Origin of the sequence: Exiguobacterium sp. U13-1 (assembly GCF_001750115.1) — a bacterium.
Lineage (GTDB): Bacteria > Bacillota > Bacilli > Exiguobacteriales > Exiguobacteriaceae > Exiguobacterium_A > Exiguobacterium_A acetylicum.
Window position 1 is genome coordinate 1,979,822 of the sequence record NZ_CP015731.1, and the last position, 23,570, is coordinate 2,003,391.

Genomic DNA, 23,570 nt, shown 5'->3' on the forward strand with positions numbered 1-23,570 from the left:
TTGTGTAAGTCAAAAAAGACGGAAAATGGAGGTATTTTAGAATGAATACTGGACAACAAGAAATCTTAGGTGCCCTACACAACTGTATAGTGACTTGTAATGAATGCTTTGATGCGTGTTTGAGTGAACATCATGTTTCTTCGATGGCAGAGTGTATACGTCTAGACAGAGATTGTTCTGAAATTTGTAGTCTTTTAGTACAAGCTATTTCTCGAAACAGCAGCAATATTGATGTTCTTGCAAGAAGCTGTGTTGAAATTTGTGAAAGATGTGCCGACGAATGTTCGAAACATGATCATGATCATTGTAAAAAGTGCGCTGAGGCCTGTAATGAATGTGCAAAAGTCTGTCGTAAATTAATTGCTTAAAGCGAAGTGTTAAAAATGAAGGAGCATCTATGTCGCCATGCCGAAAAAGGTATGAGCTAAAAAGCTGATGCTCTTTCATTTATAAGCACTAAGATACTTAGTTATGAAAAAGTTCATAACCCTTATAGACCAGTATTATGGTGAGAGAAAATAAGGATACATAGAGGATAACGATCAAACTCTTCATAAACACTTTCATGAAAATCAACTCCATTCTATAGGTTGAATTGATTATATAGAAAGTTCGTGAAATTTATGAGGAAATAGACTAACAATCATTTATTATTAAAAAATTTTAATGTAAGAGGTGGTGACTAGGATGGATAAAATATTAATTGTTGATGATGAAATAAGAATGAGGCAATTATTAAGACTCTATCTAGAACCAATAGGATATGAATGTAGTATGGCGAATGATGGGATCGAAGCTTTAGAGAAAGTGAAAAAAGAAACCTTCGATTTGATTTTATTGGATGTAATGATGCCAATGTACGATGGATTCGAAGTATGTAAGAAAATAACGGATTCTCACCCGGAAGTCCCTATCATCATGATAACGGCTCTAAATGATGCTGAATCCATCGTCAAAGGACTAGATGCTGGAGCTACAGATTATGTCACAAAGCCGTTTAACGGGGACGTACTTTTAGCAAGAGTTCGGTCTGTCATGAGAAGGAAAGCAAAAGAACCCGTTATCTACCACGGACTTACGTTCGATGAGAGCAACAATTTAATTTTACTAGATGGCAAGTCGATTGACTTTACACCAAAAGCACATGCATTACTGCGACTATTCCTTCAACATCCTGGAAGGCTGTTCAACAGACTAGAGCTTTATGAATTCGTTTGGTCTTATACGTCAGAATCGGATCCGAGGACAGTTGATTCTCATATTAAGATGATTAGAGAAAAGTTAAGAGAGTTAGATTACCCGATCGATAGGCATCTGAAAACAATTTGGGGAAGAGGATATCGTTGGAGTGAGGATGAAACGAAATGACACTCTTGCTATAGGAGCAAAAGTGTCATCATAAAAATCATAAGGGAGTCGGTGTCGGCTTCGAGTATCCATCTTTATATGAAGAATCGATTGCAGAACGAATATCTTTAACCGATTCTCCGTCCCGTTGCTTCAAAATAGACTTTACAGCAATCTCGAGACAGGTGCTGCATGTCGTTCCGTGACTTGTCCATTTCACCGATCCATTCGTCGCGTTTTCTTCTATAAAGCAATCATAATTATTTTTATGATTGACTGTTTCACCGCAACCGCAATAGCAAGGTATTTTCTCTAGTAGTTTACGATTTTTCCCTACAGCTTGATAAACATTTCGTACATCTTCAGGTTGAGTTTTTAAAAACGTGGGAAGTATCAACGATGATGATGTTTCTTCAATCTTGTCACCGCTCATATGTTTCGCATGATCTACCTCCTTTGAATGATTAGGAGTAGAAGACTTCATCGGGGATTGAGCACAGCCGACCGCAATCAAGGATAGGCTAATAAGACTTACGCTTTTTAAGAGTATGTTAAGTTTCACGATTGGATTCTCCTTAGAGATAATTTTGTAGGTGCATAAAACAAAGCTTTTTAATTGCGTTTTTTGTATTAGCTCATTTGTCTGTTCACGATAGTACCTATTCGTTCATTTGACCATAGTCTTCATTAGTTCAGTTAATTCATGAATTGTCATCAATCATTTGATGTCTACCTCGAACTTGTCCTTTAATTCTTTTTAAAGTTTCAGTACTTGTGATTTTGGCGCTAAATAGTCCTATTCAAACAAATGGTCTCATTTTTTAAAATATATCCTATACTTGTATGATAATTTTTATTTTTTAGTGTGTCAAAATACATTTTATATTTATATATATAAGTTTAACTGGAAGTAAAAACGAGATGTAGCTCTATATAGTCATGATCTCTCTATATACACCATACAGGTATATAGTACGTAAAAGGAGGTTTTCTTATGAATCACCATATCCATCACGAACATACTCATCATGAAGACCAACAAATGAGTGCTTCACATCATGAACATGAAGGAATGATCGGAGACTTCAAGAAAAGATTTCTCGTATCGTTAATGTTGACCATTCCAATCCTGCTACTTTCCAAAATGATTCAAGAATGGTCGGGTATCAACATTAGCTTTCCATATGACGACGTTGTTTTGCTTTTGCTATCCACAATTGTCTACTTCTACGGTGGATGGCCGTTCTTAAAAGGTAGCTTAGACGAAATGAAACAAAAAAATCCGGGGATGATGATGTTGATCGCTTTAGCGATTAGTGTTGCATACTTTTATAGTGTGGGCATCATCTTAGGTCTAGGAGAGGGACATGACTTTTTCTGGGAGTTAGCAACGCTCATAGATATTATGCTTTTAGGACATTGGATTGAAATGAAGTCAATCATGGGCGCGTCTAACGCGCTACAAGAATTAGTCAAATTGTTACCCAGTATTGCGCATCGAATTGATGATGAAAAAATAGAAGATATTGCGGTGTCGGAATTACAGACTGGTGACGTGATTCTGATCAAACCTGGGGAGCAAGTTCCAGTTGACGGTAAGATAATAAAAGGAGCAACAACAGTTGATGAATCGATGCTGACAGGTGAATCTCTTCCCATCGAAAAGAAAATGGACGACAACGTAATTGCTGGCTCCATTAATCAAGAAGGAAGCTTGACTGTTGAAACGAAAAATACAGGTGAAAGCACGTATTTATCGAAAGTGATCGAATTAGTCAGCGAAGCGCAGGCATCTAAATCTAAAACACAAAATTTAGCGAATCGTGCAGCAAAAATTCTCTTCTATGTCGCTGTTTTTGCCGGTGTGTTGACATTTATCATTTGGCTTGCATTAGGATATCCGCTCAGCATTGCTATCGAACGTATGGTGACTGTCATGGTTATTTCGTGTCCCCATGCACTAGGACTTGCAGCGCCATTGGTCGTCTCTGTCTCGACGGCGCTGTCTGCTAAGAAAGGTTTATTGATTCGAAATCGGACGCAGTTTGAAGAGGCACGGAAATTAGACGCCATTATTTTTGATAAGACAGGTACTTTGACGCAAGGTAATTTTGGTGTGACGGATTTGATGCCGGTTGATGAAATTTCCTCAAACGAACTACTTCGTCTAGCAGCGGGAGTCGAACGTTCATCACAACATCCTCTTGCTAAAGGTGTAGTAAAAAGAGCAGAAGAGCTACAACTATCACTTCCGTCGATTGAAGATTTTATGTCTATTACAGGAGTCGGATTGGAAGGGAAAGTAGAGGGTACGTTAATTCGTGTAGTGAGTCCTCGATATATTCGTCAAGAAAAAATAACGGTTGATGAGCTCGCTTTTGAAAAATTATCTGAAGAAGGAAAGACTGTCATATTTGTATTGAAAAACAAGCAATTACTAGGAATGATTGCACTTGCTGATTTAGTAAGAGAAGAAGCGAAAGAGACTGTGACTGCTCTTAAAAATAAAGGCATAAATTCAATCATGCTCACTGGTGACAATAAAAAGGTTGCACATTGGGTTGCCAAACAGTTGGGTATTGACGAAGTTCATGCAGAAGTTTTACCTGATGATAAATCAAGACAAGTAAAGAACATTCAATTGGAAGGTAGGAAAGTAGCCATGGTGGGTGATGGCATTAATGATGCACCCGCACTGGCACAAGCTGACGTAGGGATTGCGATTGGTAGTGGAACCGACGTGGCAGTCGAAACCGCTGATATCGTACTGGTCAGAAGTAATCCGAAAGATGTTCTCTCTATCCTTGAACTTTCCCGAAGCACTTATAACAAAATGATTCAAAACCTATGGTGGGCAGCTGGTTATAATGTTATAACAATACCACTAGCAGCCGGCGTTCTAGCTCCCTATGGTGTGATCTTATCCCCAGCCATTGGGGCAGTACTAATGAGTCTTAGCACCGTCATTGTTGCTGTAAATGCTAGAACGTTAAAAATATGAAATCATTTGAAGTGATTTCAGAACTTATTAGTAGCGAAGCACTGAATTTAATCGCGTGTAAAAAGTCTATGAGTATTCGAAGACTTTTTACACGCGATTTTAATTTTATTAGAATATATGATGATGATGATTTATATAAAGAACAAATTTTTATTGCAATCATTATATAAAACGGTCGTTAAATAGACAAAAAAGAAAACTCACATATTTCCTCAGATGCGAGTTCTAACTGCCATATTTATAGATATCACGACGATGTCCAATTTCAAGAATCAAGATCACGACTTTTTCATCCTGGATGTCAGCAATAAGACGATAGTCGCCAATGCGATAACGCCATTCACCCGATCTGTTCGAGACGAGCCCTCTACCATGACGACGCGGATCATCCGTTCCGACCAGATTATTCTTGATCCAGGACATGATAATCCGCGCTTGTTGGGGATCCATCTTCTTGAGAGACTTTTGGGCTCCGCGCTCAAACTCCACCGTATATGCTGTCATTCTAAATCAAGTTCCTTCATCATATCGCCGAAAGAGATCGCTTCTGATTTTTTACGGTGTGCTGCCATCGAATCATGATAGAGTTGCAAATCGATTTCGTCTTCGATGCGGTCGAGGACAGCATCGCGAACGAGTGTAGAAATCGTGATGTTCTTTGCTTTCGCATATTCCTTGATGAGTCGTGTATCCTGATCATCCAGACGTACGGAAATGGTACTCATGATTATCAGCTCCTTTGTAATACGTTGTAATACAAATTGAGCTTTTAGTACATAGAATTGATGATGATTCAGAATGAACATTCTCTGCGAGATGAAACCCGGCTACTGAATATCATGAATGAGTACGATTGAATAGATTGAATCATGTTCAAATTGTTCTAAACATAGTCATTCTATCTTAATTTTGACTATGTTTAGGCAATCGATGACCATGATTTTTTCAGCCCGATAGAGTGACGCTCAATATTTGCTTGAAAGGAACAATCTCGACGTCGAGATTTCGTTTGACTAGGTAGACCTCCTCTTGCACATAGTCGAGCTTCTCGACGAAGGCATCGAAACGATGCGTCAACAGACCGTTCATCGCCGTCACCGTGACGATGTCACCGCTGAAGATGGCGTCGTTCAACGCGTTCTCGATCGTCCCGTCGATTGGTCCCTCCGTATCCTCGAACTTGAGATGATGGACCTCTTGGTAATAGCGTTTTAGCAATCCTTTGTGTTCGGGCATGAGGAACGGGATCCACTTCTTATTGCCTCGGTCTTCATAACTCATTAAAACCACTCCTTTTCATAATAAGAACATTTGTTCTTATTATGTTCCTCGTTTCTCCTGTTTTCAATCCGCTTTTTCGACGTCTCATCAATGCCTCCGTTTTTGGGAACGAAAAAAGGCGCGACGAGTATCTCGTCACTGCCCTAATATGTTTCGCCTATTCGATTGGGTGGAGAATTCATTCTCCGACCATACCGTCATAGTCATTGTCCCGCATATATTGGTACAACCAGTGCTTCTCCGTGATTGGCATCGCAAAGCCTGCGTCCTTCGCTTCCTGGATCGTCACTTGACCATTGCCGTCGGTATCGACGCGCGAGACATCCTCGGTCGCTGTGGTATCGGCAGAGGACGTCGCTGACGATTCTGTTTTCGTCTCCTTTTTCTTCGTCAGACCGAGTGCCGCATTCGTCTCGTCCGGGTTACCGTTCTTGAACCGGTCGACGACAGTGTTCCCACGGACCGTATAGGTATACTGATACGCGGATGGGATCATCGTCGACGTATCCGGATAAGTGATTTGCGCCTCGAAGTTCGTCGCGCCACCTGCCTTGCGGATGACGTCTTCCATGTACGTCTGATCACCATGACGGTTCAAGGTGCTGTCCTGTGGTGTGATGTCGTAAGCATTCGAGACGCCACCGAGCGAAACAGCGATGATGTGTCAGTCAATCGATACCGTGTTGAGCGTATTGGAGAAGGGGCGAATTTTACAGTTAATTCTATAGATGGAGACTTGAAAGTAAACACAATTCTTGGTCTGGATGATGTGAACTCGAATGCATTTTTTAGTGAGGATGGCGATGTATTAGAAACTCAAGCAGATGTAAAATTAAAGATCATTTAATAATCTTTTGATTACGAATTAACGTGTACTCAGATTAAATAGCATCTATCAAACAATAGAGAACTAAATAAATGAGCACCCGATTTTTTTGATTTTATTCTAAAAAGAGAAGTTAATATAGACATTATAAAAATTGAAAGGAGTGTTTAAAAGACTTTTAAAAGTCTTTTAAACGGTGTATACTAAAGGAAATAAGAGGAGGGTATGATAATGAGAATGCGAATACTTGATATTCCAACCACTTCTATATCTGACGTGAAACGGTCTCCTATGGAAGCATTTCAAAGAGCAGATCGTGAAGCAGCCGGCGTATATGTTTTTAACCGTGAAAAAGTTGCAGGTGTTATGCTGACTCAACAGCAATACGAATCACTCAACAAAGAAATTGAAGACTTGTACAGCCGATTGGATGATTTAACAGTCGAAATGCGACTATCCAATAAAAATGTCCGCACCTACACCGATTCAGAAGTCCGTGGAGAACAAGGAACTCACTCGACGACTATTGATGAAATGGATGGGTGGGAGTAATCATTGTATCAGCTTGAGTGGACACAGTATTCGAAAGAGGACTACGATAACCTCGACGGTAGTCAAAAGGTATTCGTAGATAAAGCATTGAATCGCATCGTTTCTGTAGGAATGGCAGCAGGACAGCCGCTCAGTGGGAACTTGGCACATTGCAATAAATTAAAAAACAGAAAGATGGGGTTACGCGTTGTTTTTAGAGAAGTAGAGGGTAAACTCCAGATCATTCAAATTGTAGCGATTGGTAAACGAGATAAAGATGAGATTTATAAAACAGCAGAACAACGTTTAGATTAATAATTAAGAAAAGGATCAACGTACGGACACTTTAAAAGTATCTATACGCTGATTTTTTTGTATTTTTACATAAGAAAGGACTATTAAAAACACATTGATAAAAAGATGAGTTAATAAACTTTAAATTGTGTAGTAAATCAACTGAATACACATTTGTGAAAGACTAACTATTTTTGTATGCATAATGGTCGTTAAAAAAACATAAATCTAGTAGAAATCAATTATCTACTGGATTTATGTTTTTAATGAATTACAACGTACTTACTGAGTTTTCTGATCAAGTTCTATTTTTACAGTCGTATCCTTTGGAATAGATTCGTCGGTTGCATAGAGAACAAATGTCTTTTTGTCGACGGGTACTTGATAAACTAAGTCGACAACTGACTTATACGGGGCGAAGTATTGATAGCCGTTCTTGAATGCTTTTTCGTTATGATTGACATAATCGACGGTAGAATATTCTTTTCCGTCTAGCGAGGTTAGCGTAAATGTTCCTGGTCTGTAAGTTGAATATACACCTTTACTTTTTGTATCCGAGTTGTGCATAAAGACAGGAATTGTGATATACCGATAACCAGGCTTTTCTTTTAAATTCAGTTCTTTTGGTGTTGGAACGAGTGATTTAGCATAAAATAGCTCATATTTTGCTTTCGGATCACCCGGATAGGTTTGAATAACACCTTTCTCCATTAGTTTTTTAAGTGCTGCATCCTGCTTGCCTGTTTTCTTATCAGAGAATGTTTTCGTATTAGTTGTCAAATCCTTTAATTTTTGGCCACTAGTCTGTTGTTGAGGTGGAGTACTCTGTGTTGCTGTAGTCGTCGAAGATTCTGTTGAGGCGAACAGGAATAGACTCGCCACTCCGACACACAAGGAAGCAGCGATGGATCCGAGTGCCCATTTGAAACGCCGTTCTGTAGCTTGTGTGTTTTCGACGACACTGCCGAGTGCGGCATTCGGTGTGATCCGGACGGCACGCTGAGCGGGGAGCAAGGCGCCTAACACGCCGGTAATCACCGGAATCAAGAGCATGACGCTAAGGAAACCAAGCTCTTTAACGGGGAATTGCCCATAAACGAAGCCAATCATTCCAAGTGCTGTCAGAAGACCGATCACACCAGCACATAATCCTGTGATCATTCCTTCACTCAATACAAGTAAGCGAACTTGTCCATCCCGCCAGCCGGTTGCTTTGAGGACGGCAAGTTGACTCTTGCGTTCATTGACGTTTTGCCACATGATTTCCGTTGTCGTCAGGATAGCGATTAATAATGAGACTCCCATGGCGACGTAGTGCATCGTGCCGACTTCAAGCGCGACATATTCACCGAGCCACGTCGCATACAAGACGCCTTTTAAGCGGAACGTGATGAAGAGGAAGAAGATGAACAGACTCGTCGGTAAGGCGATCGCAACGACCGAAAGCAATGTCCGTTGCCAGTACGTGACGAGCTGATTGATGCTCATCCCGAGGGCGCTACGCGCACGAACGAAACGGCGACCTTTTGAGACTTCACCGGAACGCATGCTTTCGTACGGTTTGATCCGACGGATGAGCGTCATCGGCACGATCGTTCCACCCCAGTAAATAAGTAAACCAGCAAGACCAATCAATAAAATTCGACCGATCGCAATCGGGTTGTCCGTCGTGACCCAGAACGAACCGAGAATCGTCCAGGCAATCAAGACGACGAGTGTTCCGAGCAGCGTGGCCTCGAGGAACAATAGTTTCGACAGCTGGCGCGGACGCCAACCGAGTGATAGTAAAATCGCGAATTCTTTCTTTCGTGCATACAGCAGGATGATGTTCGAGCTGAAGACATAGACGAGCGCGACAGCGATGACACTGGCGATGATGCCGCTCATCCCGACTTTTGCTTCCTGGAAGATCGCAATCGAAGAGCCGAGCTTGATCCACGGTTGTTGGACCCATCCGAGTGCTGATTCGTCTTTTAAACCCGGTAAATAGGTCAAAGCGAGCTGCGGCGAGGAACCAAGTGTCACGTCCGTGATCAAGCCTGTCTTTTGTTCGATTTCTGCTGCCACCTGTTGGAGCTTCTTCTCGCTAGCAGCATTCATCGTCTCGACACCTTTGACGTTGACGCGGATGGCAGAAATCGCTTTGGCACCACGAATTTTAAACGCAGCATCGAGCGTCGTCAGCATCGACGGTGGTTTCGTCAGGAAATCATATGGATCATTTGTTGGTTTAACGTCTCGAACCGGATTGACGGGACGTTCATTTTTATCCATGACCCACTGGGCTTTTGACGGGAAGTACGTCTCCATCGGCAGTTCTGTCAGCGGGTCTTTCGAGATATTCAATTTCTTCGGATCGAAGACCCCGATATAGTTTAAGTTGACTTTGGGCCAATCCACGCTATCTTTTCCGAACATGCGCGCTTCCCGGTACATGCTGCGTTTAGCGAGCAAGGAATCTTGGTCGACTTGTTTCGGTTGGACTTGATAGGTGAACGGCCAACGTGAAGCGTAAGGACTTTTGATCGAACGGTAGTCGATCGGAGACGGTTTTAAGGCAATCCATGTAAAGGAATTGCTGTTCGTCTCTTCAGCGGTCGGTAACGTGTGTTTCAAAATATCATTGACGAGCTTCTTCTGGACATCTTGTGTCGTAATCGTATAACGTTTCGCACCACTTGTCGGTAAGGAATCTAAGTATTTTTTTCCGCCTTCTTGTTCGACTTGTTGTACCAGATCGTTAATGGATTTCTTTTTCGACGGCAGCTCCACTTTTTCGTACGTGTAGATGCGCGACGCATCGACATATTCACGATTGTTCAACAGGATCGGAATTTGGACACCATCTTCCCTGAACGAGGTGACCTGATCATCTTTTGAAAAATAGTTACTATAGGTTCCTTTGGTCGTCGCTTTGTCCAAGCCGACGAGTGCGGCTTCCGCTTCGGGATCAACCCCTGCAATCATGACTTGACTTCCATACTCATATAACGGTTGTTTTCCAAGTGGAAGGGGAGACACACCTGATTTTTTGGCATTTCCTGTAGGTTCCCATCCTGCTGCTAAGAAGGTGACGCCACTCGAGGATTCGTTCTGTAACCCGGTATCTTGCGTGTCTTTGATCGTTAGTTTATAGATGCCTTCTTGATCGATGGTATGCGTACCGACACTCGAAACTGTTTGATTATACCCAATCATCGCGATTGGGGCAGCGACCTCGACGTCAGTCATTTTTTTGATCGTTTCGTATTGTTTGCGGGTGATCCCGCCGTCGAGCCCACTCATGTAGTTGGGCTCGAGTAACTTCAAGTCTTCTGTTACGCTCCGGCTGCCTTCCGGTCGGACGACGATATCGTAAGAGGAACCCCAGCGTTTTTGCAGTTCATCGACGACGGTTCCGTTATTGGCTTGCGTCGTACCGATCAAGTAACTGAGTCCGGTACTGACGATCAGAACACCGACAAGTAGCAGGATGAAACGCTCTTTGTTGCGCCACCAGGAATTCCAGATGAACTTAAGCATCGGCAAACCCCTCCTGGAGTAAGATGTACTGTCTTATGATGGACCTTGCATTAACCATTAATTGAGGTGACGTGTAGCTATGGATGTGTACCGATTCAGTCATGGATGAATCCTCCTTTGAAAGAACGTTTTTTATTCCATATGTAAGTTAAAAAATCCAATCATTACCTAATTATAATTGAAGATTAAGAAAGTGAGCTAAAAAAACAGAAAAATCAGAAAAATTGGTTGGTCATTCAACTAAATATTATGAAACTTGAAGGAATGTAAAAGCGTTAATGAATTGACACACGTCATACATTAAAACGAGAGAAAGGAGAGGATGGTCGTGAGCGAATCTATTGTTTATTTTGTAATTCTTATCCCTCTACTAGTGTTTGCTATCGTTCTATCGAAAGGAAAAGGTGCATCATTGCTTGCAGGATATAATACGTTGTCTGAAAGTAAGAAACAAGACTATGACGAAGTCGCCCTATGTCAATTTATGGGTAAAATCATGTACGGCGTTTGTTTTAGCATCCTGTTGATTGCTGGGAGCGAGCTGTTTGGATATCACTCTTTGTTTAGTTTAGGCGTCATGCTACTATTCTTTCTTATTGTATTCGCAGTCGTCTATTCGAACACGAATGACCGATTCAAGAAAAAGAGATTATTCTGTTCACGTCAGCAAGATCTCCATCATTTAAACCATAATGAGAAATCCTTTAAGACGATTAACATCAAATGACTTTCGTCGTTCATATGAAGATATCAATCCTCATCAATCGTGTATGAAAAAATGTGTATGGGTAATTCCGTCGTCTCGATCGTCTCGACCAATGTCCATCCTAATTTTTTATAATATGCTGAAGCGTTTTCTGTTTTTAAATAGATTGTTGTGATCTGTCGTGATTTGGCGTAGACGATTAATTGATTGATGAGTTGCTGCGCGATCCCTTGATTCCGATAGACTTTTTCAACGAATAAAGAAGCGAGCCAAGGCGTATAGGCTGGTCGTTCGTTCAAGTCATTTTCAAAGAGGGAAACGGTTCCGATACACGTGGCATCATCTAAGGCAACGAACGTTACAGGATACGGTACACTTGGCTTTTTGTCTAAAAAGGCTTTTATTTGTTCATAGGGTACCGACCCTTTTTTCTTTTGAACGAATTCGGTATGAATCATTGTGGCAACCACTTCTAATTGTTCAGGATGATTCGATAATGTATCAATGATCATCTTCTCATCCTCCTTTCTACAATTGTTGTATCGATCATTAAATTAATGCGTCCTGTAATAGTTATTCAAAACAATACATCTGTCCTCATCAGAATAAAGGAGCTTTGGAATGAACTTCGAACAATACTTGCAACAACATTTTGGGAAGGTGAACTTATTTGATCGTTCCTTTGTTGAGAAGGATTTAGTATTCCACGTAGACTTAGTGAAGGACCTGTATCAGTTAAAGAAAAATTCAGATGAAATCAACGAGGAATACTTCAAACAGGCATACCAAAAATCAAACGACTTGTTTGAGGATCTATTCCGAGAAGAGGAGCCTCTTTATTTCGTCGTACATGTGAGAAGGGAGCGCGGTAAGTATCAAAAGTCAGCGACGAAAGTATTCCGTCACTTAAAAAGAAGAGAAGATCAATACAACATAAAGTTCGTAGAGAAAATGATGGATGAAGAAGAGCAGGTATCCGAATATGCCGTGTTATTACCGAACAAAAACACATTAGATTATAAGCGTTTAATCAAAGCGATCTGCCATCAGGATTTCCCGGCGCTGCAACCAAGATTTCGTCAAACATATACAGACTATCCGGAAGTCTTTTTCGTGAACGTGGATCGAAAGATCGTCATGAATATCTATGATGATCGCGGTTGTTTTCTCCTGTTCGGTGATTCAGCAACGTATAACGTGTTCAAGAAGAAATATCGTCATGATCTCAGTTAATCTTTAACCGTGTTTTCATCGGTTAGCGAAACGTTCAAGCTAGTGCCAAGAAGCCGATTACTGAAAAAATAAAAAGAACCAATAGAGAAGTGAGTAATGTTAACGCAAGGATTTTCCCCGTATTTCTTAGACTAATGATGGCGCACACTAGCGCAAGCAATAGTCCAGCTAACATATAGTTCGTACCCCAAAAACCATTGAACGGTAAGAGCTTAACAGTAAGGAAAGTGAAAACCACAATACCGATTGAGATCCATCCTAGGTGCTTTCGCATAAACTGCCTCCTCTTAAAATGAATACATATAGTCATAATTTGGTTCTTTTTTAGCATATCATTACAAATGTTTACAGCGAAAGAGTTTTGTAATCGTCGCTTAAAGATATCCTGAATGAACGCGTGTCATACACCAGCTCGTCACGAAACATACCAACAAGCAGAAAACAATTGAACAGTCATCGACCAACAAACAATCCCTCACTCTAATTAGAATGAGGGATTGTTTCGTTTCGTCATTAAAACGTCAACTCAATCATATTACCTTCCGGGTCCGCGATCGTACTTTCATAATACCCGTCACCCGTCGTCCGGGGACCGTCAAGATGTTGTACACCGGCATCCTGTAACCGAGCTGTCCAGTCATCGACTGCTTGTTTACTGCCGAGCGAAAAGGCGAAGTGGGCATACCCGAGCGCATTCATTGTCCGTTCCGTGATATCCGTCCGTTGCATCAACTCAAGACGCGCACCACTCGAGAACGTCAGGAAATACGACGTGAACCCTTTCGTCGGATTATGATACCGCTCGCCTGCCGTAGCATCAAAATGTGTTTCGTAGAATTGACGCATCCCGTCAAGGTCTGCCACCCAGAGGGCGATATGTTCAATCTTCATCTCCATTCCTCCTTTTTTCAAGACGCTTTTGCCAATCGCTGTCTGAATAACATCCGGTTCAAGCCTTCCGTAGCGACCAGCATCAAGAAGATGAGACTGATCGTGAACCAATGGAACAACGATAAGGAGTAGGACGTCGCCAGCCATCCGAACAATGGCGGCATGAAGGTACTACCGGTATAAGCAAATGCCATTTGTACCCCCATCAGCCGTTGCGCCGCAGCCTCCCCGAAGCGAACCGGTGTCTCATGGAGCATTGCCGGGTAAATCGGTGCGAGACCAAGACCGACAAGTACGAAACCAAGCGGCATCCAGGCAGCGGGTGCGAGGATGAAACAGGCTGCTCCGACGAATGCCGTCCATTGACCGACACGAATCAAACGACGATTCGACCAGCGTAGCGATAGAAAACCACTGATGAATCGACCCGCGGTGATGCTTCCGTAGTAGACGGAAATCCACGTCGCTGCTGATGTTACGGAAAAGGACCGGACTTGGACAAGATAACTACTGCCCCACAGCCCGACGACCGCCTCAACCCCGCAATAAAAGCAAAACGCTGCGAGAGCGGCAATCAATCCGCGTGGTTTTCCGGACGACGTACTCACGGTCTGAACCTGTTCAGACACCTGTTTCGGAGCCCGCTTCCAAAGCGGTAAGCTGACGATTAAGACAATCATCAAGACGAGTTGCAATGCGCCGACGACGAGGTAACCAACACGCCAGCCGGAATCGAGCAATACACCAGCCATGATGAGCGGACCAGCCGTCGCACCGATGCCCCAGAAGCAATGGAGCCAGTTCATATGATGTGCTTGATAATGGGTGGCGACGAAATGATTTAACGCCGCGTCGACGACTCCAGCACCGAGTCCAAGCGGGATCGCAAGGACGAAGAGCCAAATCAAGGACGGAGCAACGAAAAAACCGATCAATGCCAGTGCCGTCAAACCGGCAGAAGCTGCCGTGATCGGACCCGTAGAATAACGTTCGATCAAGCGACCGCTAAACAGACTCGAAACGATCGTTCCGGCAGCGATCGTCATGAAGAGCCAACCTGCCATGTCGAGCGGTGCGTCGAGATCGAGCCGCATCACAGGTCACGCCGTACCGAGTAACGCATCCGGAAGACCAAGACTGATGAAAGCGAGATAAATCAAAGGTAATAGTAGACGGGTCATCGGGCGAGTCCTCCTAACGGAATTTGTTCAATGAATGACTGGATGCTCAGTTGCATCAGACCATCTAAATAATCAGTTTCCCAGTCACCTTGCCGCAACCGAGGTAATTTGTCGAGCGGAAAGCGCTTGGCACATCGTTCCGTCAACCGTGCTAATCCGTCATCCGAGACATCTGACGCTGTAAACAAGATGACATCTGGGTTCAAGGTGACGCTAAACGAGAGGATGATTCGACATAATGCCTCATACCAATCGTCAGAGTGTGGTGCAGTCGTTGCGAGGACTTGACCGACATTTCGTTTCTCGTCAAACGGGATGAACGAGATCTCTCCAGCGAAGTGATGCGCTCCGCGGACGACATGACCGGAAACGGCGATGCCAGCGCCCGGTCCGTTCGTCCCGAGATACACATAGACAGTCGTCTCGTTATCAGAAGCTTGGGCACGGACCGCCGTGTTCATATCATTTTCGACGATGACGGGTCGCTTGAACAGTTCCGTCAGTTCTTGTTGCAAAGGGCGACCGTCAAGCGTCGGATAATCTGGGGCGAACAGGATCGTTCCGGTGGTATCAACGGCACCGGCAACACCAATCGCAAGCGTTTGAATAGATGGATGATCGTTAAGTAATGTTGTCAGCGTTTTCAATAAAACAGATCCATGATCCGACGAATCGAAGTTCAGGAGATCCGTTGCGATCAGATGTCCACTGACGTCGTGGATGCGATACTGCAGATACGTGCGTTCGAGATAAAGAGCAAGTCCATGAAAGTGATCCGCGCGATAGCGATACCGTTTTGCCGGACGCCCTCCGCGAACCAATTCAAGTGGTGTCTCTTCAATTTCCCGAGCATCGATCATCAAATCGATCTGTTTGCTCGCAGTCGGAAAACTGACATCCAAGACGTGGCGAATCGCAGGAATTGTATCGAACTGCTCGACTAAAAAAGCGTGACGTGTACGTGAAATGAGTTCAGTCAAAAAAAGACCTCCAATCTAAATCACTTATTAAAATTTTTTAATAAGTATCAATTTGAGTATAGCAGATTCAGGGATGAAAACAAGTTTAAAAAAGAGGTGTAGGATATGAATATTTAGAGAAATCACGTTTCATTCTATCGTTGTCTGGATATAGTAAAAGAAGTTAAAAAATTTTAGTCATATATCTTTAGTCCATACTATTCCGATTTGAAATATCTTGGATAGCCTGTAACAGGAGGTAGATGACGAGAGGAGCTTATAATCATGACTACCCAACTATCAACCGACCTAGGATCCCAAGATATTTTAGCCTCCCTGCGAGATAATGTTGCGATGATTCGATTCGACCGGCAACGTCGTGTCGTCGACGTTAATGGTTTATTCGCAAAGACGATGAAGTATAAACGAGAAGAAATGATCGGGATGCAGCATCATCTCTTCTGCACGACGGAGTTTGCAATGAGTGATGGTTACCAAGCATTTTGGCAGAAGCTGTTTAGTGGCTTCAGTACGGCAGATAAAATTGAACGCATCGATGCGCATGGTCAATCGATTTGGCTAGAAGCAACCTATATGCCGATTTACGATGGAACGGAAGTGACCGGTGTCTTGAAGATTGCCTCCGATATTACGGATCGGCAGCAGACGATTCAACAATTCGCGACTTCGTTTGATGCGATCGCTAGTGATTTGAATACGCGGTCGACGCATGGCGAGCAGGAAAGCGAAGCGTTACGGCGAACAATCGAACAGATGGCTGAGACGACCCGTGATAACCATCAGACGATTGAACGATTGCAACGTCAGGCGCAGGACATCTCTCAAGTGACGGAGACGATCAAAACCATTGCGTCACAGACGAATCTCTTGTCACTCAATGCATCAATCGAGGCAGCGCGAGCCGGAGAACACGGCAAAGGATTCAATGTCGTCGCGACGGAAGTCCGAAATCTCTCAAAGCTCGTCGAACAAGCCGTCGTCGATGTCCGGCAAACGACGCAGCGAATGAATGATGAACTGCAGCGGATTGCCCGTGCGATGACGCAAGCAACGTCGGATGCGCAAGCAAGCGTCAAGGTCGTCGCGGAAACGGTCGATCGTTTCCATGACGTGCAGAGTGCGGCATCGTCGTTAACGGAGACAGCGCGAGACTTTACAAAAGCCATTTAAGTGAGAGACGGCATTCCGATAACCGGAGTGCCGTTTTGTATAAAAAGTACCCCTATACTTTGGAATAATATGTTAATATACTACAAAACGAAAAGGGAGCGAACTTCTGATGAATATCCGTACTGCCCGTCCTGACGATTTTCAGGCCTTGATTCCATTGTTTCAGCAAATCCACGATCAACACGTCGCCTTACGACCTGATCATTACCGTCCGCACGAGATGCCGGTTCCGGAAGACTTATTTCTGTCGCAACTCGAGAATCCGGATTATGCATTACTCGTTGCGGAACAAGATGGGCTTGCCGGTGTGATCGTCCTAAAGGAAGACATCGTCGAAGGAAGCGGCTTCGTCTTCGATACGCATTACTTACGCGTCATCAGTCTCGTCGTTGCGGATACGCATCAAAAACAAGGCGTCGGGAGACGATTGATGCAAGCCGCTTACGCGCACGCGGAAACGATTGGCTGTGACAAAATCGAACTCGGCGTCGATGACGCCAATCAGGAAGCGATCGCCTTTTACGAGGCACTCGGAATGGCTGTCCGCTCGAGACGAATGGAATGGAACGTGACGTCAAGCAGGGAAACGTCGATGTGATGTCAAACAACAGGTACTAGAAAGGAGAGAGGTCATGTTCAGATTACAAGTATCCGATCACGTATCGCTTCAATTGTTTGAACGGCACCATGCGGAAGGATTATTCGCCCTCGTCGATGCCAATCGTGCCCATCTTCGCGAATGGCTCGGTTGGGTCGATGGTGCAACAGATGCCAATACATATCAGGAGATCGTCATCCCAGCATGGCTGCAACAGTTCGCCGATGGCAACGGCTTTACATGCGGCATTTATCTTCAGGACGAGCTCATCGGAACGATCAGTTTACATGAAATTAATCGGAATCTCGGGCAAACGTCGATCGGCTATTATCTAGGAGAAAAGGGCCTTCGAAAAGGCGTCATGACGGACGTTGTCCGGTTCGTCACGAACTATTGTTTCGAGACGCTCGGCTTGAACCGTGTCGTCATCGAGTGTGCGACTGGAAACGTCCGGAGCAGACGAATTCCGGAACGACTCGGCTTCACGGAAGAAGGCGTCTTACGGGATGCTGAAAAATTGTACGGGACGTATCACGACCTGCAGGTCTATGCGATGTTACGACGGGACTGGACGAAATCGCAGGAGGTGGCCGCATGCGTATCGAGCAAATGAGTCAAGCGACGTATGACGCTTACTTACCGGTCGCAATCGAGGAGTATGCGGCAGAGAAGTGTCGTGCTGGTACGTGGTCAGAAAACGAATCGCTCGAGAAGGCGACAGAAGAATTCGCAACATTGTTGCCAGAAGGGCTGAAGACGAAGGATCACTACTTATTTACGTTTCGTGACGAGACAGGTAACGATCTTGGAATGGTCTGGGTTCATGTGACAGAAGAATCACGCGGACGTTGCGCTTTCATCTACGACGTCAAGATTACGTCCGATAAACAGAACCAGGGCTACGGCAAGGAAGCGCTTCGCTTACTGGAAGCGATGTTGAAGCGGATGAACGTCAAGAAGGTTTCCTTACACGTCTTCGCGCATAACGAACGTGCGATTCATGTCTATGAATCGCTTGGATATGAAAAAACGGATTATTATATGTCGAAACGTCTCGATGACAGCCATTAAAAAGCTTCCTCTTGCGCAAGCAGGAGGAAGCTTTTTCGTTTAACGCCACGTCTGTAAGGTATTCGCGAACTGGATGTTCGTCTCCAGTTCTCCTGTGATCTCGCTTGCTGTGAAGTCATTGCCAGCGAGCCAGTCGGCAAAGTCGAACGTGACCGGCTCCTGATCACCACCGAGCGCGAACCAGACCTTCAATTCTTCCGGGAAGTAGGCAGACGTATGAATCGTTCCCGCCCACTGTGCATATAAATCAGCGAAGACGCCTTTATCGGTATCGTTGAGTAGTCGAAAAGCGGACTCCGCATCTTGAATCATATGTTGATGCGTCTTTAACTCCATCATCCGACGTTTCGAGTCATCCAGGTGATAGCGGTTTTCATGCTGTAGCAAATCAAAGTGATTCGTGCACATGTTTGTCTCGCGCACTTGCACATCCCGCGCCGTCGCCTCGATGACGAACGAACGCGCGGATTTATCATGGACGACGTACGTGAACGATCCGCGATGTGGAATCTCCTTGACGAGTGAGATCGCATCGTCGACCGACGTACACATCTCGAGGATGATCCGCCCAATCATGAAACTGACGAACCCGTCTCCCGGGCGGCGACGGTTGATGAAGTTATAGCCCATCGCAAGCCCATGTTCATTCATCCCGTCCATCCGCCCGGTCACCCGTGAAGCGGGACCGATAATTGCTGATCCGCCATCGTTCGGTTGAAAGACGGAAAATCGACCATCGTATGTCATCGGATGATAGTCGTAATTGCGGACGAGGAAATTATCACCGGTCATGATCGAACAACCACTTTTCGGTCCTTCGACCCGGTAATGCCCGAAATGTAGTAACGTATCCGACAGCGATAGTTCAAGTTCGTCTTGAAGTCCGAGTAGCTCGTCCCAAATATGCGGGGCGTAGCGGAGGAACATCTCCTTCGTCTCGACCGGATCGACTTGAAAGCGCGGAACACGGATCTTCCAGTTGTCCTCCCGGTTATGGAGCAACTGGTTTCGTTTGACGTAACGTCCTTGTTCGCGACCGAATTCATAATGACTGCCGCGGAATTGTGTGATCTCATTGGCTACACGTTGCATACGATTCATCCTTTCTTCAACTGCTGTATGCTGATTATATCGAACGCGAGCGAGAAAGTCGTATGGCAAGTCTTTACTGAAGCACATCTAAAGTATGGGAATATTGAAAAAATAGTCAACTTTTTCATTCTTGAACCGATAACAAAAACGGGAGGGGATGGAATGAAACACATGTCAGTCAGACGGAAGATACAAGCTTTGATCGCAACAGCCGTCGTTGCGATGCTTTTGATTGCGGGAGCAGGACTTTATTTCTTAAATCAGATGTCGAATGCTTCCCGAGCGATGTATCAGGAAAACTTATTACCGATCCAGGAAGTGGCTCAAATCCGGATTGATACACGCGCGCTCGATTCGTTTTTAGTCGAGATGATGTTAACGAAGGACGAGACGCGGGTCACGGAACTGCAAGCTGACATCGATACGCGTCAGGAACAGATTCGCGCATCAGTCACGAAAATCGAAAAAACAGGGCAATTCGATGCTAAAGAGAAGAAACAGCTCGAAGAATTAAAGGATAATGTCCTCGCCTATGATAATTCGATGACGATCGTCCAGGATGCGGCGACGCGCAACGAAACCGAAGAAGCCTATACGGCATACACGCAAGGTCTGGAACAAGTCCGGGATAACGTCGCAAATTCTGCGAAGTCGTTGATGGCTTCGATGACAAAACAAGCGAAGACGTTAGACGCTCAGAATCAAGCAGAAAAACAAACGGCCTTTTACTTAATGCTCGGCACCTTTTTACTCGCGGTTCTCTTGTTTGCAGGACTTGCAATGTACATTACACGTCTCATCACGCGTCCGATTCGTCAATTGCAGGGATGGATGGATCAATCGGGGAACGGGGACTTGACCGTCCGTGGAACATACGACTCAAAAGACGAGCTTGGACAGTTGACGACGTCTTTCAATGAAATGATTGCGTCACAGCAACAAGTCGTGCTTGAACTAACCGGTACGGCTGACCGTGTCGCTGTTGCGTCGGACGAACTCAGCGTCAACGCGGAATCGACGACGAAAGCAACAGAAATGGTCGCTGTGACGATGGAAGAGATGGCAAGCGGTGCTAGTCAACAATTGCATCAAGTATCGGATGCCTCACGGACGATCGAAGAATTGACGACATCGGTCCGTTACGTCGCCGGTAATGCCCAACAAATGACGGAACGCACTGCGGATGCGATGGAAAAAGTCGCTCTCGGTGGTCAAGTCGTCGGAACACTCGGTACCCAAATGGGACGGATTCAAGAAGACGTCTCTCGACTGAGCCACGTCATTGACGGTCTTGGTAACCGATCGCAGGAAATCGGACAAATCACGGATTCGATCAAAGGTGTCGCGGCACAGACGAACTTGCTTGCGTTAAACGCAGCAATCGAGGCAGCTCGCGCCGGTGAACAAGGGCGCGGATTCGCCGTCGTCGCTGCGGAAGTCAAGACGCTCGCGGAGCAGTCGGCGGTCTCGGCAAAACAGATCGAGTCGTTGATTCGGGTCATTCAACAAGAGACGGAAGCATCGGTCGCCTCGATGGAGAAGGTTTCGACCGAGATGACGAGTGGAATTGCCGTCGTCGATCAAGCCGGTGCCTCCTTCTCAGAAATCGAGACAGCGATCACCGACGTGACAGGGCACGTCGAAGAAGTGTCCGGTGCCGTACAGGAAATGGCGGCAGCGAGTGAGCAGATTGCCTCCGTCATGCGAACGATTCAAGCAGTGACGGAAGGGACTGCTGCCGGAACACAAAACATCTCCGCTTCGACCGAGGAGCAGATGGCGTCGATGGAAGAAATCACATCCGCGTCCCAATCACTCGCGACGATGGCGGATGATTTAAAACAAGTCACAGGCAGATTCACCGTGTAAGATATTGAACGACGACCATGAGGTAATTCATCATGGTCGTTTTTTTATTTGTGGTAATGAATGGAAAACAAGCAGGGGAGTAAGCGTGTGGCGTCGTATGTACAGGTTAAGCAAGAATGATACAAAGCAGCAGATAGATGTTATGAAAGTGATTGAAGAAATTGTTTGACAGCACGACGGGACGTCAGATGGATGACTTTTTTATCGGACGTCGCTGTAAGCGTTGAAAGAATACTCGGTCGCTTATCGATCGGGAAACGCCAAATCCATTTCAGAAAATCGAACGATAGTTTCTCGGGACAGCCTGCCGCCATATCCGGTCGACCGGTCTTGCGATAGCGCCATGTCCTTTTCAATGCCCGGTACAGACAGAGTGTCCGTGGTAGGTCAAGGAAGATGATCGTATCGGCGGCATCAATTCGTAAATCGAGCGTTCCAGCGTAATTACCGTCGATGATCCACGTGTCGCGCGTTATAAGTGTTTGTTGAATCTGGCGTTGTTCCTCACGCGAAACTGCTTCCCAGTTCGGACGCCATAATAAGCTGTCGAGGTGATCAACGGGATAGCTGAGTTTTTTGCCCATCTCGCGGGCAAGCGTCGATTTACCGGACCCACCGGAACCAATCAAGATGATCTTTCGCATACACTACCTCCTATTTTTTGTCATAGGAATTGATCATACCACGGTTTTCTAGTCGAGGATAGAACGAAAGGAGTGAATGAGATGGTACCAAATTTCATAATCGAAGGGATGACGATCGTTTTTACACTACTCGTAATCGGTTGCGGCGTGATATTCCTGCCGCAGCGATGGAAGCGGTATGGCTTGATTTTACTTGGTTTGGTGGCAATCGGGTGTAGTTCCTTTTGGTACATCCGACCGACGCTCCTCAATCAGCAGATTGCTGAGAATACGAAGCTCGCAAAAGTAGAACTAGCACGCCAGTTTCCAGGTGAAGCATATACGATGAGACCACAGAAGTTTTCATACGAATCGTCAGCAAATCCATATACGATTGAAGTCGAATTCGCGAATGAACCGAATATGATTTATATGTTGAAATTCTATGAAAATGATATCGAGCTAGCAGGTTATGTCATCAAAAATGAAGATATCTCCTATGAACAACAACATCAGTTCAAATAAAGACCGGATGTTTTGAGCATCCGGTTTTTTGATTAAGTCGATTTCAAATTTTTCGTAGCAGACATCGTTTTGACGGCGAAGAAGGCAATCAGACCAAATCCGACCTTGTTGATCGAGTCAGCGAAGTTATAGATCAATTCGCGGACGAGTTGCACCTCGATGCCGGGTGCAAACAAGGTGACGGCGTAACCGACCGGATAGATCGACCATCCGATTAAGATGAACAAGCGCATCTGCAGCAAGGCTTTACGAATCGGGGCAGGCTTATCTTCAGCGGCTTTCGTGACGTTCGTGAATAAGAGATAAATGATATAAAACCATGCGATACAACCGACGACGTATGCCCAAAGACCGAGTTGTGTGAAGCCACCCGCTAGATTGATCGACGACTCTCCAATGTAACCACCGATGATCATAATGATGTCGGCTATGACGAGTTTTGTTAATAATGCGCGTCCTTTTCCTTCTTTTAATCCAAGCAACAACGGGAACTTGATCAACAATAGCGGTGTCGTCACAAGCCAGTCGATGTAGCGAATTTCAGTCGGAAAGCCATCGATCTCCGACAACAAACCGGATTCCCCGACAGCTTGCTTCATGAAATAATAATGAATCGCGGCGACGAACGTGACGAGTGCAGCGACTGTTGCGGTCGAGCGGTATTCCGGGGCGAGGGAATTTCGTTCGACGAGAAAATAGAGCGTACCCGCGGCCATTCCGACGAATCCGACCCAGAACATGTACTGGGTCGCAAGAACGAGAAGGTTGACGTCTTCCATATTATTTCGACTCCTTTTCGTAAATGGACACGACCTTTCATACTTTTATT

Annotated in this window: 25 protein-coding genes and 2 pseudogenes; 14 read left to right on the top strand and 13 right to left on the bottom strand. The window is 44.8% G+C overall.

Annotated elements, in window-relative coordinates; all coding sequences use genetic code 11:
• Positions 1-143 precede the first annotated feature (143 nt).
• Both ESP131_RS16540 and ESP131_RS10235 read left to right on the top strand, forming a co-directional pair.
• Positions 144-368: a four-helix bundle copper-binding protein gene (locus ESP131_RS16540; protein ID WP_313533290.1), complete on the top strand. Its 225-nt coding sequence runs from the start codon at positions 144-146 to the stop codon at positions 366-368.
• Between the two features lie 319 nt (positions 369-687).
• Entirely contained in the window at positions 688-1,368 is a 681-nt protein-coding gene (locus tag ESP131_RS10235; RefSeq protein ID WP_047394277.1) for a response regulator transcription factor, read from the top strand.
• Between the two features lie 37 nt (positions 1,369-1,405).
• Here ESP131_RS10235 and ESP131_RS10240 read toward each other — a convergent pair whose 3' ends face one another.
• A complete protein-coding gene (locus ESP131_RS10240) occupies positions 1,406-1,909 on the bottom strand; it encodes a PCYCGC motif-containing (lipo)protein (RefSeq protein WP_029343432.1) in 504 nt (167 codons plus the stop codon).
• Positions 1,910-2,341: 432 nt separating this feature from the next.
• On the opposite strand from ESP131_RS10240, the gene ESP131_RS10245 reads away from it, so the two are divergent.
• Entirely contained in the window at positions 2,342-4,348 is a 2,007-nt protein-coding gene (locus ESP131_RS10245) for a heavy metal translocating P-type ATPase (RefSeq protein ID WP_069940638.1), read from the top strand.
• A 225-nt stretch (positions 4,349-4,573) separates the two neighbouring features.
• Here ESP131_RS10245 and ESP131_RS10250 read toward each other — a convergent pair whose 3' ends face one another.
• From ESP131_RS10250 to ESP131_RS10265, 4 genes and pseudogenes are all read right to left on the bottom strand, one after another.
• Entirely contained in the window at positions 4,574-4,852 is a 279-nt protein-coding gene (locus tag ESP131_RS10250) for a type II toxin-antitoxin system RelE family toxin (protein WP_069940639.1), read from the bottom strand.
• Positions 4,849-5,073: a type II toxin-antitoxin system RelB family antitoxin gene (relB, locus tag ESP131_RS10255; RefSeq protein WP_069940640.1), complete on the bottom strand. Its 225-nt coding sequence runs from the start codon at positions 5,071-5,073 to the stop codon at positions 4,849-4,851. Before relB ends, ESP131_RS10250 begins: the two co-directional genes overlap by 4 nt.
• A gap of 220 nt (positions 5,074-5,293) precedes the next feature.
• Positions 5,294-5,629 carry a YolD-like family protein gene (locus ESP131_RS10260; protein WP_069940641.1) on the bottom strand — a complete coding sequence of 112 codons (336 nt, stop codon included), beginning with the start codon at positions 5,627-5,629 and terminating at the stop codon, positions 5,294-5,296.
• 178 nt (positions 5,630-5,807) lie between these two features.
• Positions 5,808-6,293, bottom strand: a pseudogene (locus ESP131_RS10265) (DNA/RNA non-specific endonuclease); the annotation flags it as partial.
• Between ESP131_RS10265 and ESP131_RS16930 the strand changes: the two are divergent.
• From ESP131_RS16930 to ESP131_RS10280, 3 genes are all read left to right on the top strand, one after another.
• The gene (locus ESP131_RS16930) at positions 6,216-6,476 is read left to right on the top strand and encodes a hypothetical protein (protein WP_069940642.1); all 261 of its coding nucleotides are present in this window, start codon (positions 6,216-6,218) and stop codon (positions 6,474-6,476) included. The pseudogene ESP131_RS10265 and the gene ESP131_RS16930 overlap by 78 nt on opposite strands.
• Before the next feature lie 210 nt (positions 6,477-6,686).
• Complete coding sequence (locus ESP131_RS10275; protein WP_069940643.1) at positions 6,687-7,007, top strand: hypothetical protein; 321 nt, start codon at positions 6,687-6,689, stop codon at positions 7,005-7,007.
• Positions 7,008-7,010: 3 nt separating this feature from the next.
• Complete coding sequence (locus ESP131_RS10280; protein WP_069940644.1) at positions 7,011-7,301, top strand: type II toxin-antitoxin system RelE family toxin; 291 nt, start codon at positions 7,011-7,013, stop codon at positions 7,299-7,301.
• 261 nt (positions 7,302-7,562) lie between these two features.
• Here ESP131_RS10280 and ESP131_RS10285 read toward each other — a convergent pair whose 3' ends face one another.
• Complete coding sequence (locus ESP131_RS10285; protein WP_069940645.1) at positions 7,563-10,802, bottom strand: ABC transporter permease; 3,240 nt, start codon at positions 10,800-10,802, stop codon at positions 7,563-7,565.
• Positions 10,803-11,130: 328 nt separating this feature from the next.
• Here ESP131_RS10285 and ESP131_RS10290 point away from each other — a divergent pair, with 328 nt between their 5' ends.
• Positions 11,131-11,529 (top strand): DUF3784 domain-containing protein, encoded by a 399-nt coding sequence (locus ESP131_RS10290; RefSeq protein ID WP_069940646.1) that lies wholly within the window; start codon positions 11,131-11,133, stop codon positions 11,527-11,529.
• Positions 11,530-11,552: 23 nt separating this feature from the next.
• On the opposite strand, the gene ESP131_RS10295 is transcribed toward ESP131_RS10290, so the two are convergent.
• Entirely contained in the window at positions 11,553-12,020 is a 468-nt protein-coding gene (locus tag ESP131_RS10295) for a GNAT family N-acetyltransferase (RefSeq protein ID WP_069940647.1), read from the bottom strand.
• A gap of 109 nt (positions 12,021-12,129) precedes the next feature.
• Between ESP131_RS10295 and ESP131_RS10300 the strand changes: the two genes are divergently transcribed.
• Positions 12,130-12,741, top strand: coding sequence for a DUF3885 domain-containing protein (locus ESP131_RS10300; protein ID WP_069940648.1), 612 nt, complete (start codon positions 12,130-12,132; stop codon positions 12,739-12,741).
• A gap of 513 nt (positions 12,742-13,254) precedes the next feature.
• Here ESP131_RS10300 and ESP131_RS10310 read toward each other — a convergent pair.
• From ESP131_RS10310 to ESP131_RS10320, 3 genes and pseudogenes are all read right to left on the bottom strand, one after another.
• A complete protein-coding gene (locus ESP131_RS10310; protein WP_069940650.1) occupies positions 13,255-13,632 on the bottom strand; it encodes a VOC family protein in 378 nt (125 codons plus the stop codon).
• A gap of 17 nt (positions 13,633-13,649) precedes the next feature.
• Positions 13,650-14,813, bottom strand: a pseudogene (locus tag ESP131_RS10315) (MFS transporter).
• On the bottom strand, positions 14,810-15,793 hold the full coding sequence (locus ESP131_RS10320) for an ROK family protein (protein ID WP_083254802.1): 984 nt from the start codon (positions 15,791-15,793) through the stop codon (positions 14,810-14,812). The pseudogene ESP131_RS10315 and the gene ESP131_RS10320 overlap by 4 nt, the downstream one beginning before the upstream one ends.
• A 264-nt stretch (positions 15,794-16,057) precedes the next feature.
• Between ESP131_RS10320 and ESP131_RS10325 the strand changes: the two genes are divergently transcribed.
• The 4 genes from ESP131_RS10325 (at position 16,058) to ESP131_RS10340 (ending at position 18,632) form a co-directional block, all read left to right on the top strand.
• Positions 16,058-16,963 (top strand): methyl-accepting chemotaxis protein, encoded by a 906-nt coding sequence (locus tag ESP131_RS10325; protein WP_069940652.1) that lies wholly within the window; start codon positions 16,058-16,060, stop codon positions 16,961-16,963.
• A gap of 109 nt (positions 16,964-17,072) precedes the next feature.
• Complete coding sequence (locus ESP131_RS10330) at positions 17,073-17,561, top strand: GNAT family N-acetyltransferase (protein ID WP_069940653.1); 489 nt, start codon at positions 17,073-17,075, stop codon at positions 17,559-17,561.
• A 34-nt stretch (positions 17,562-17,595) separates the two neighbouring features.
• A complete protein-coding gene (locus ESP131_RS10335; protein WP_069940654.1) occupies positions 17,596-18,174 on the top strand; it encodes a GNAT family N-acetyltransferase in 579 nt (192 codons plus the stop codon).
• The gene (locus tag ESP131_RS10340; RefSeq protein WP_069940655.1) at positions 18,156-18,632 is read left to right on the top strand and encodes a GNAT family N-acetyltransferase; all 477 of its coding nucleotides are present in this window, start codon (positions 18,156-18,158) and stop codon (positions 18,630-18,632) included. The genes ESP131_RS10335 and ESP131_RS10340 overlap by 19 nt, the downstream gene beginning before the upstream one ends.
• Positions 18,633-18,671: 39 nt before the next feature.
• Here ESP131_RS10340 and ESP131_RS10345 read toward each other — a convergent pair whose 3' ends face one another.
• Positions 18,672-19,724, bottom strand: a complete 1,053-nt coding sequence (locus ESP131_RS10345) for a C45 family autoproteolytic acyltransferase/hydrolase (protein WP_069940656.1) — start codon at positions 19,722-19,724, stop codon at positions 18,672-18,674.
• Positions 19,725-19,886: 162 nt separating this feature from the next.
• Here ESP131_RS10345 and ESP131_RS10350 point away from each other — a divergent pair, with 162 nt between their 5' ends.
• Positions 19,887-21,593 (top strand): methyl-accepting chemotaxis protein, encoded by a 1,707-nt coding sequence (locus ESP131_RS10350; RefSeq protein ID WP_069940657.1) that lies wholly within the window; start codon positions 19,887-19,889, stop codon positions 21,591-21,593.
• A gap of 140 nt (positions 21,594-21,733) precedes the next feature.
• On the opposite strand, the gene ESP131_RS10355 is transcribed toward ESP131_RS10350, so the two are convergent.
• Positions 21,734-22,237, bottom strand: coding sequence for a DNA topology modulation protein (locus ESP131_RS10355; protein WP_069940658.1), 504 nt, complete (start codon positions 22,235-22,237; stop codon positions 21,734-21,736).
• An 81-nt stretch (positions 22,238-22,318) separates the two neighbouring features.
• On the opposite strand from ESP131_RS10355, the gene ESP131_RS10360 reads away from it, so the two are divergent.
• Positions 22,319-22,741, top strand: a complete 423-nt coding sequence (locus tag ESP131_RS10360; RefSeq protein WP_069940659.1) for a hypothetical protein — start codon at positions 22,319-22,321, stop codon at positions 22,739-22,741.
• Positions 22,742-22,773: 32 nt separating this feature from the next.
• Here the strand turns inward: ESP131_RS10360 and ESP131_RS10365 are convergent, their stop codons facing one another.
• Positions 22,774-23,520 carry a bacteriorhodopsin gene (locus ESP131_RS10365; RefSeq protein ID WP_069940660.1) on the bottom strand — a complete coding sequence of 249 codons (747 nt, stop codon included), beginning with the start codon at positions 23,518-23,520 and terminating at the stop codon, positions 22,774-22,776.
• Positions 23,521-23,570: the final 50 nt, after the last annotated feature.

Coding starts and splice junctions, on each gene's coding strand:
- ESP131_RS10350 (WP_069940657.1), top strand. CDS start 19,887: ATGAAACACATGTCAGTCAGACGGAAGATACAAGCTTTGATCGCAACA.
- ESP131_RS10345 (WP_069940656.1), bottom strand. CDS start 19,724: ATGCAACGTGTAGCCAATGAGATCACACAATTCCGCGGCAGTCATTAT.
- ESP131_RS10330 (WP_069940653.1), top strand. CDS start 17,073: ATGAATATCCGTACTGCCCGTCCTGACGATTTTCAGGCCTTGATTCCA.
- ESP131_RS10335 (WP_069940654.1), top strand. CDS start 17,596: ATGTTCAGATTACAAGTATCCGATCACGTATCGCTTCAATTGTTTGAA.
- ESP131_RS10235 (WP_047394277.1), top strand. CDS start 688: ATGGATAAAATATTAATTGTTGATGATGAAATAAGAATGAGGCAATTA.
- ESP131_RS10360 (WP_069940659.1), top strand. CDS start 22,319: ATGGTACCAAATTTCATAATCGAAGGGATGACGATCGTTTTTACACTA.
- relB (WP_069940640.1), bottom strand. CDS start 5,073: ATGAGTACCATTTCCGTACGTCTGGATGATCAGGATACACGACTCATC.
- ESP131_RS10285 (WP_069940645.1), bottom strand. CDS start 10,802: ATGCTTAAGTTCATCTGGAATTCCTGGTGGCGCAACAAAGAGCGTTTC.
- ESP131_RS10275 (WP_069940643.1), top strand. CDS start 6,687: ATGAGAATGCGAATACTTGATATTCCAACCACTTCTATATCTGACGTG.
- ESP131_RS10365 (WP_069940660.1), bottom strand. CDS start 23,520: ATGGAAGACGTCAACCTTCTCGTTCTTGCGACCCAGTACATGTTCTGG.
- ESP131_RS10295 (WP_069940647.1), bottom strand. CDS start 12,020: ATGATCATTGATACATTATCGAATCATCCTGAACAATTAGAAGTGGTT.
- ESP131_RS10250 (WP_069940639.1), bottom strand. CDS start 4,852: ATGACAGCATATACGGTGGAGTTTGAGCGCGGAGCCCAAAAGTCTCTC.
- ESP131_RS10340 (WP_069940655.1), top strand. CDS start 18,156: ATGCGTATCGAGCAAATGAGTCAAGCGACGTATGACGCTTACTTACCG.
- ESP131_RS16540 (WP_313533290.1), top strand. CDS start 144: ATGGCAGAGTGTATACGTCTAGACAGAGATTGTTCTGAAATTTGTAGT.
- ESP131_RS10300 (WP_069940648.1), top strand. CDS start 12,130: ATGAACTTCGAACAATACTTGCAACAACATTTTGGGAAGGTGAACTTA.
- ESP131_RS10260 (WP_069940641.1), bottom strand. CDS start 5,629: ATGAGTTATGAAGACCGAGGCAATAAGAAGTGGATCCCGTTCCTCATG.
- ESP131_RS16930 (WP_069940642.1), top strand. CDS start 6,216: ATGACGGTTCAAGGTGCTGTCCTGTGGTGTGATGTCGTAAGCATTCGA.
- ESP131_RS10245 (WP_069940638.1), top strand. CDS start 2,342: ATGAATCACCATATCCATCACGAACATACTCATCATGAAGACCAACAA.
- ESP131_RS10310 (WP_069940650.1), bottom strand. CDS start 13,632: ATGAAGATTGAACATATCGCCCTCTGGGTGGCAGACCTTGACGGGATG.
- ESP131_RS10355 (WP_069940658.1), bottom strand. CDS start 22,237: ATGCGAAAGATCATCTTGATTGGTTCCGGTGGGTCCGGTAAATCGACG.
- ESP131_RS10325 (WP_069940652.1), top strand. CDS start 16,058: ATGACTACCCAACTATCAACCGACCTAGGATCCCAAGATATTTTAGCC.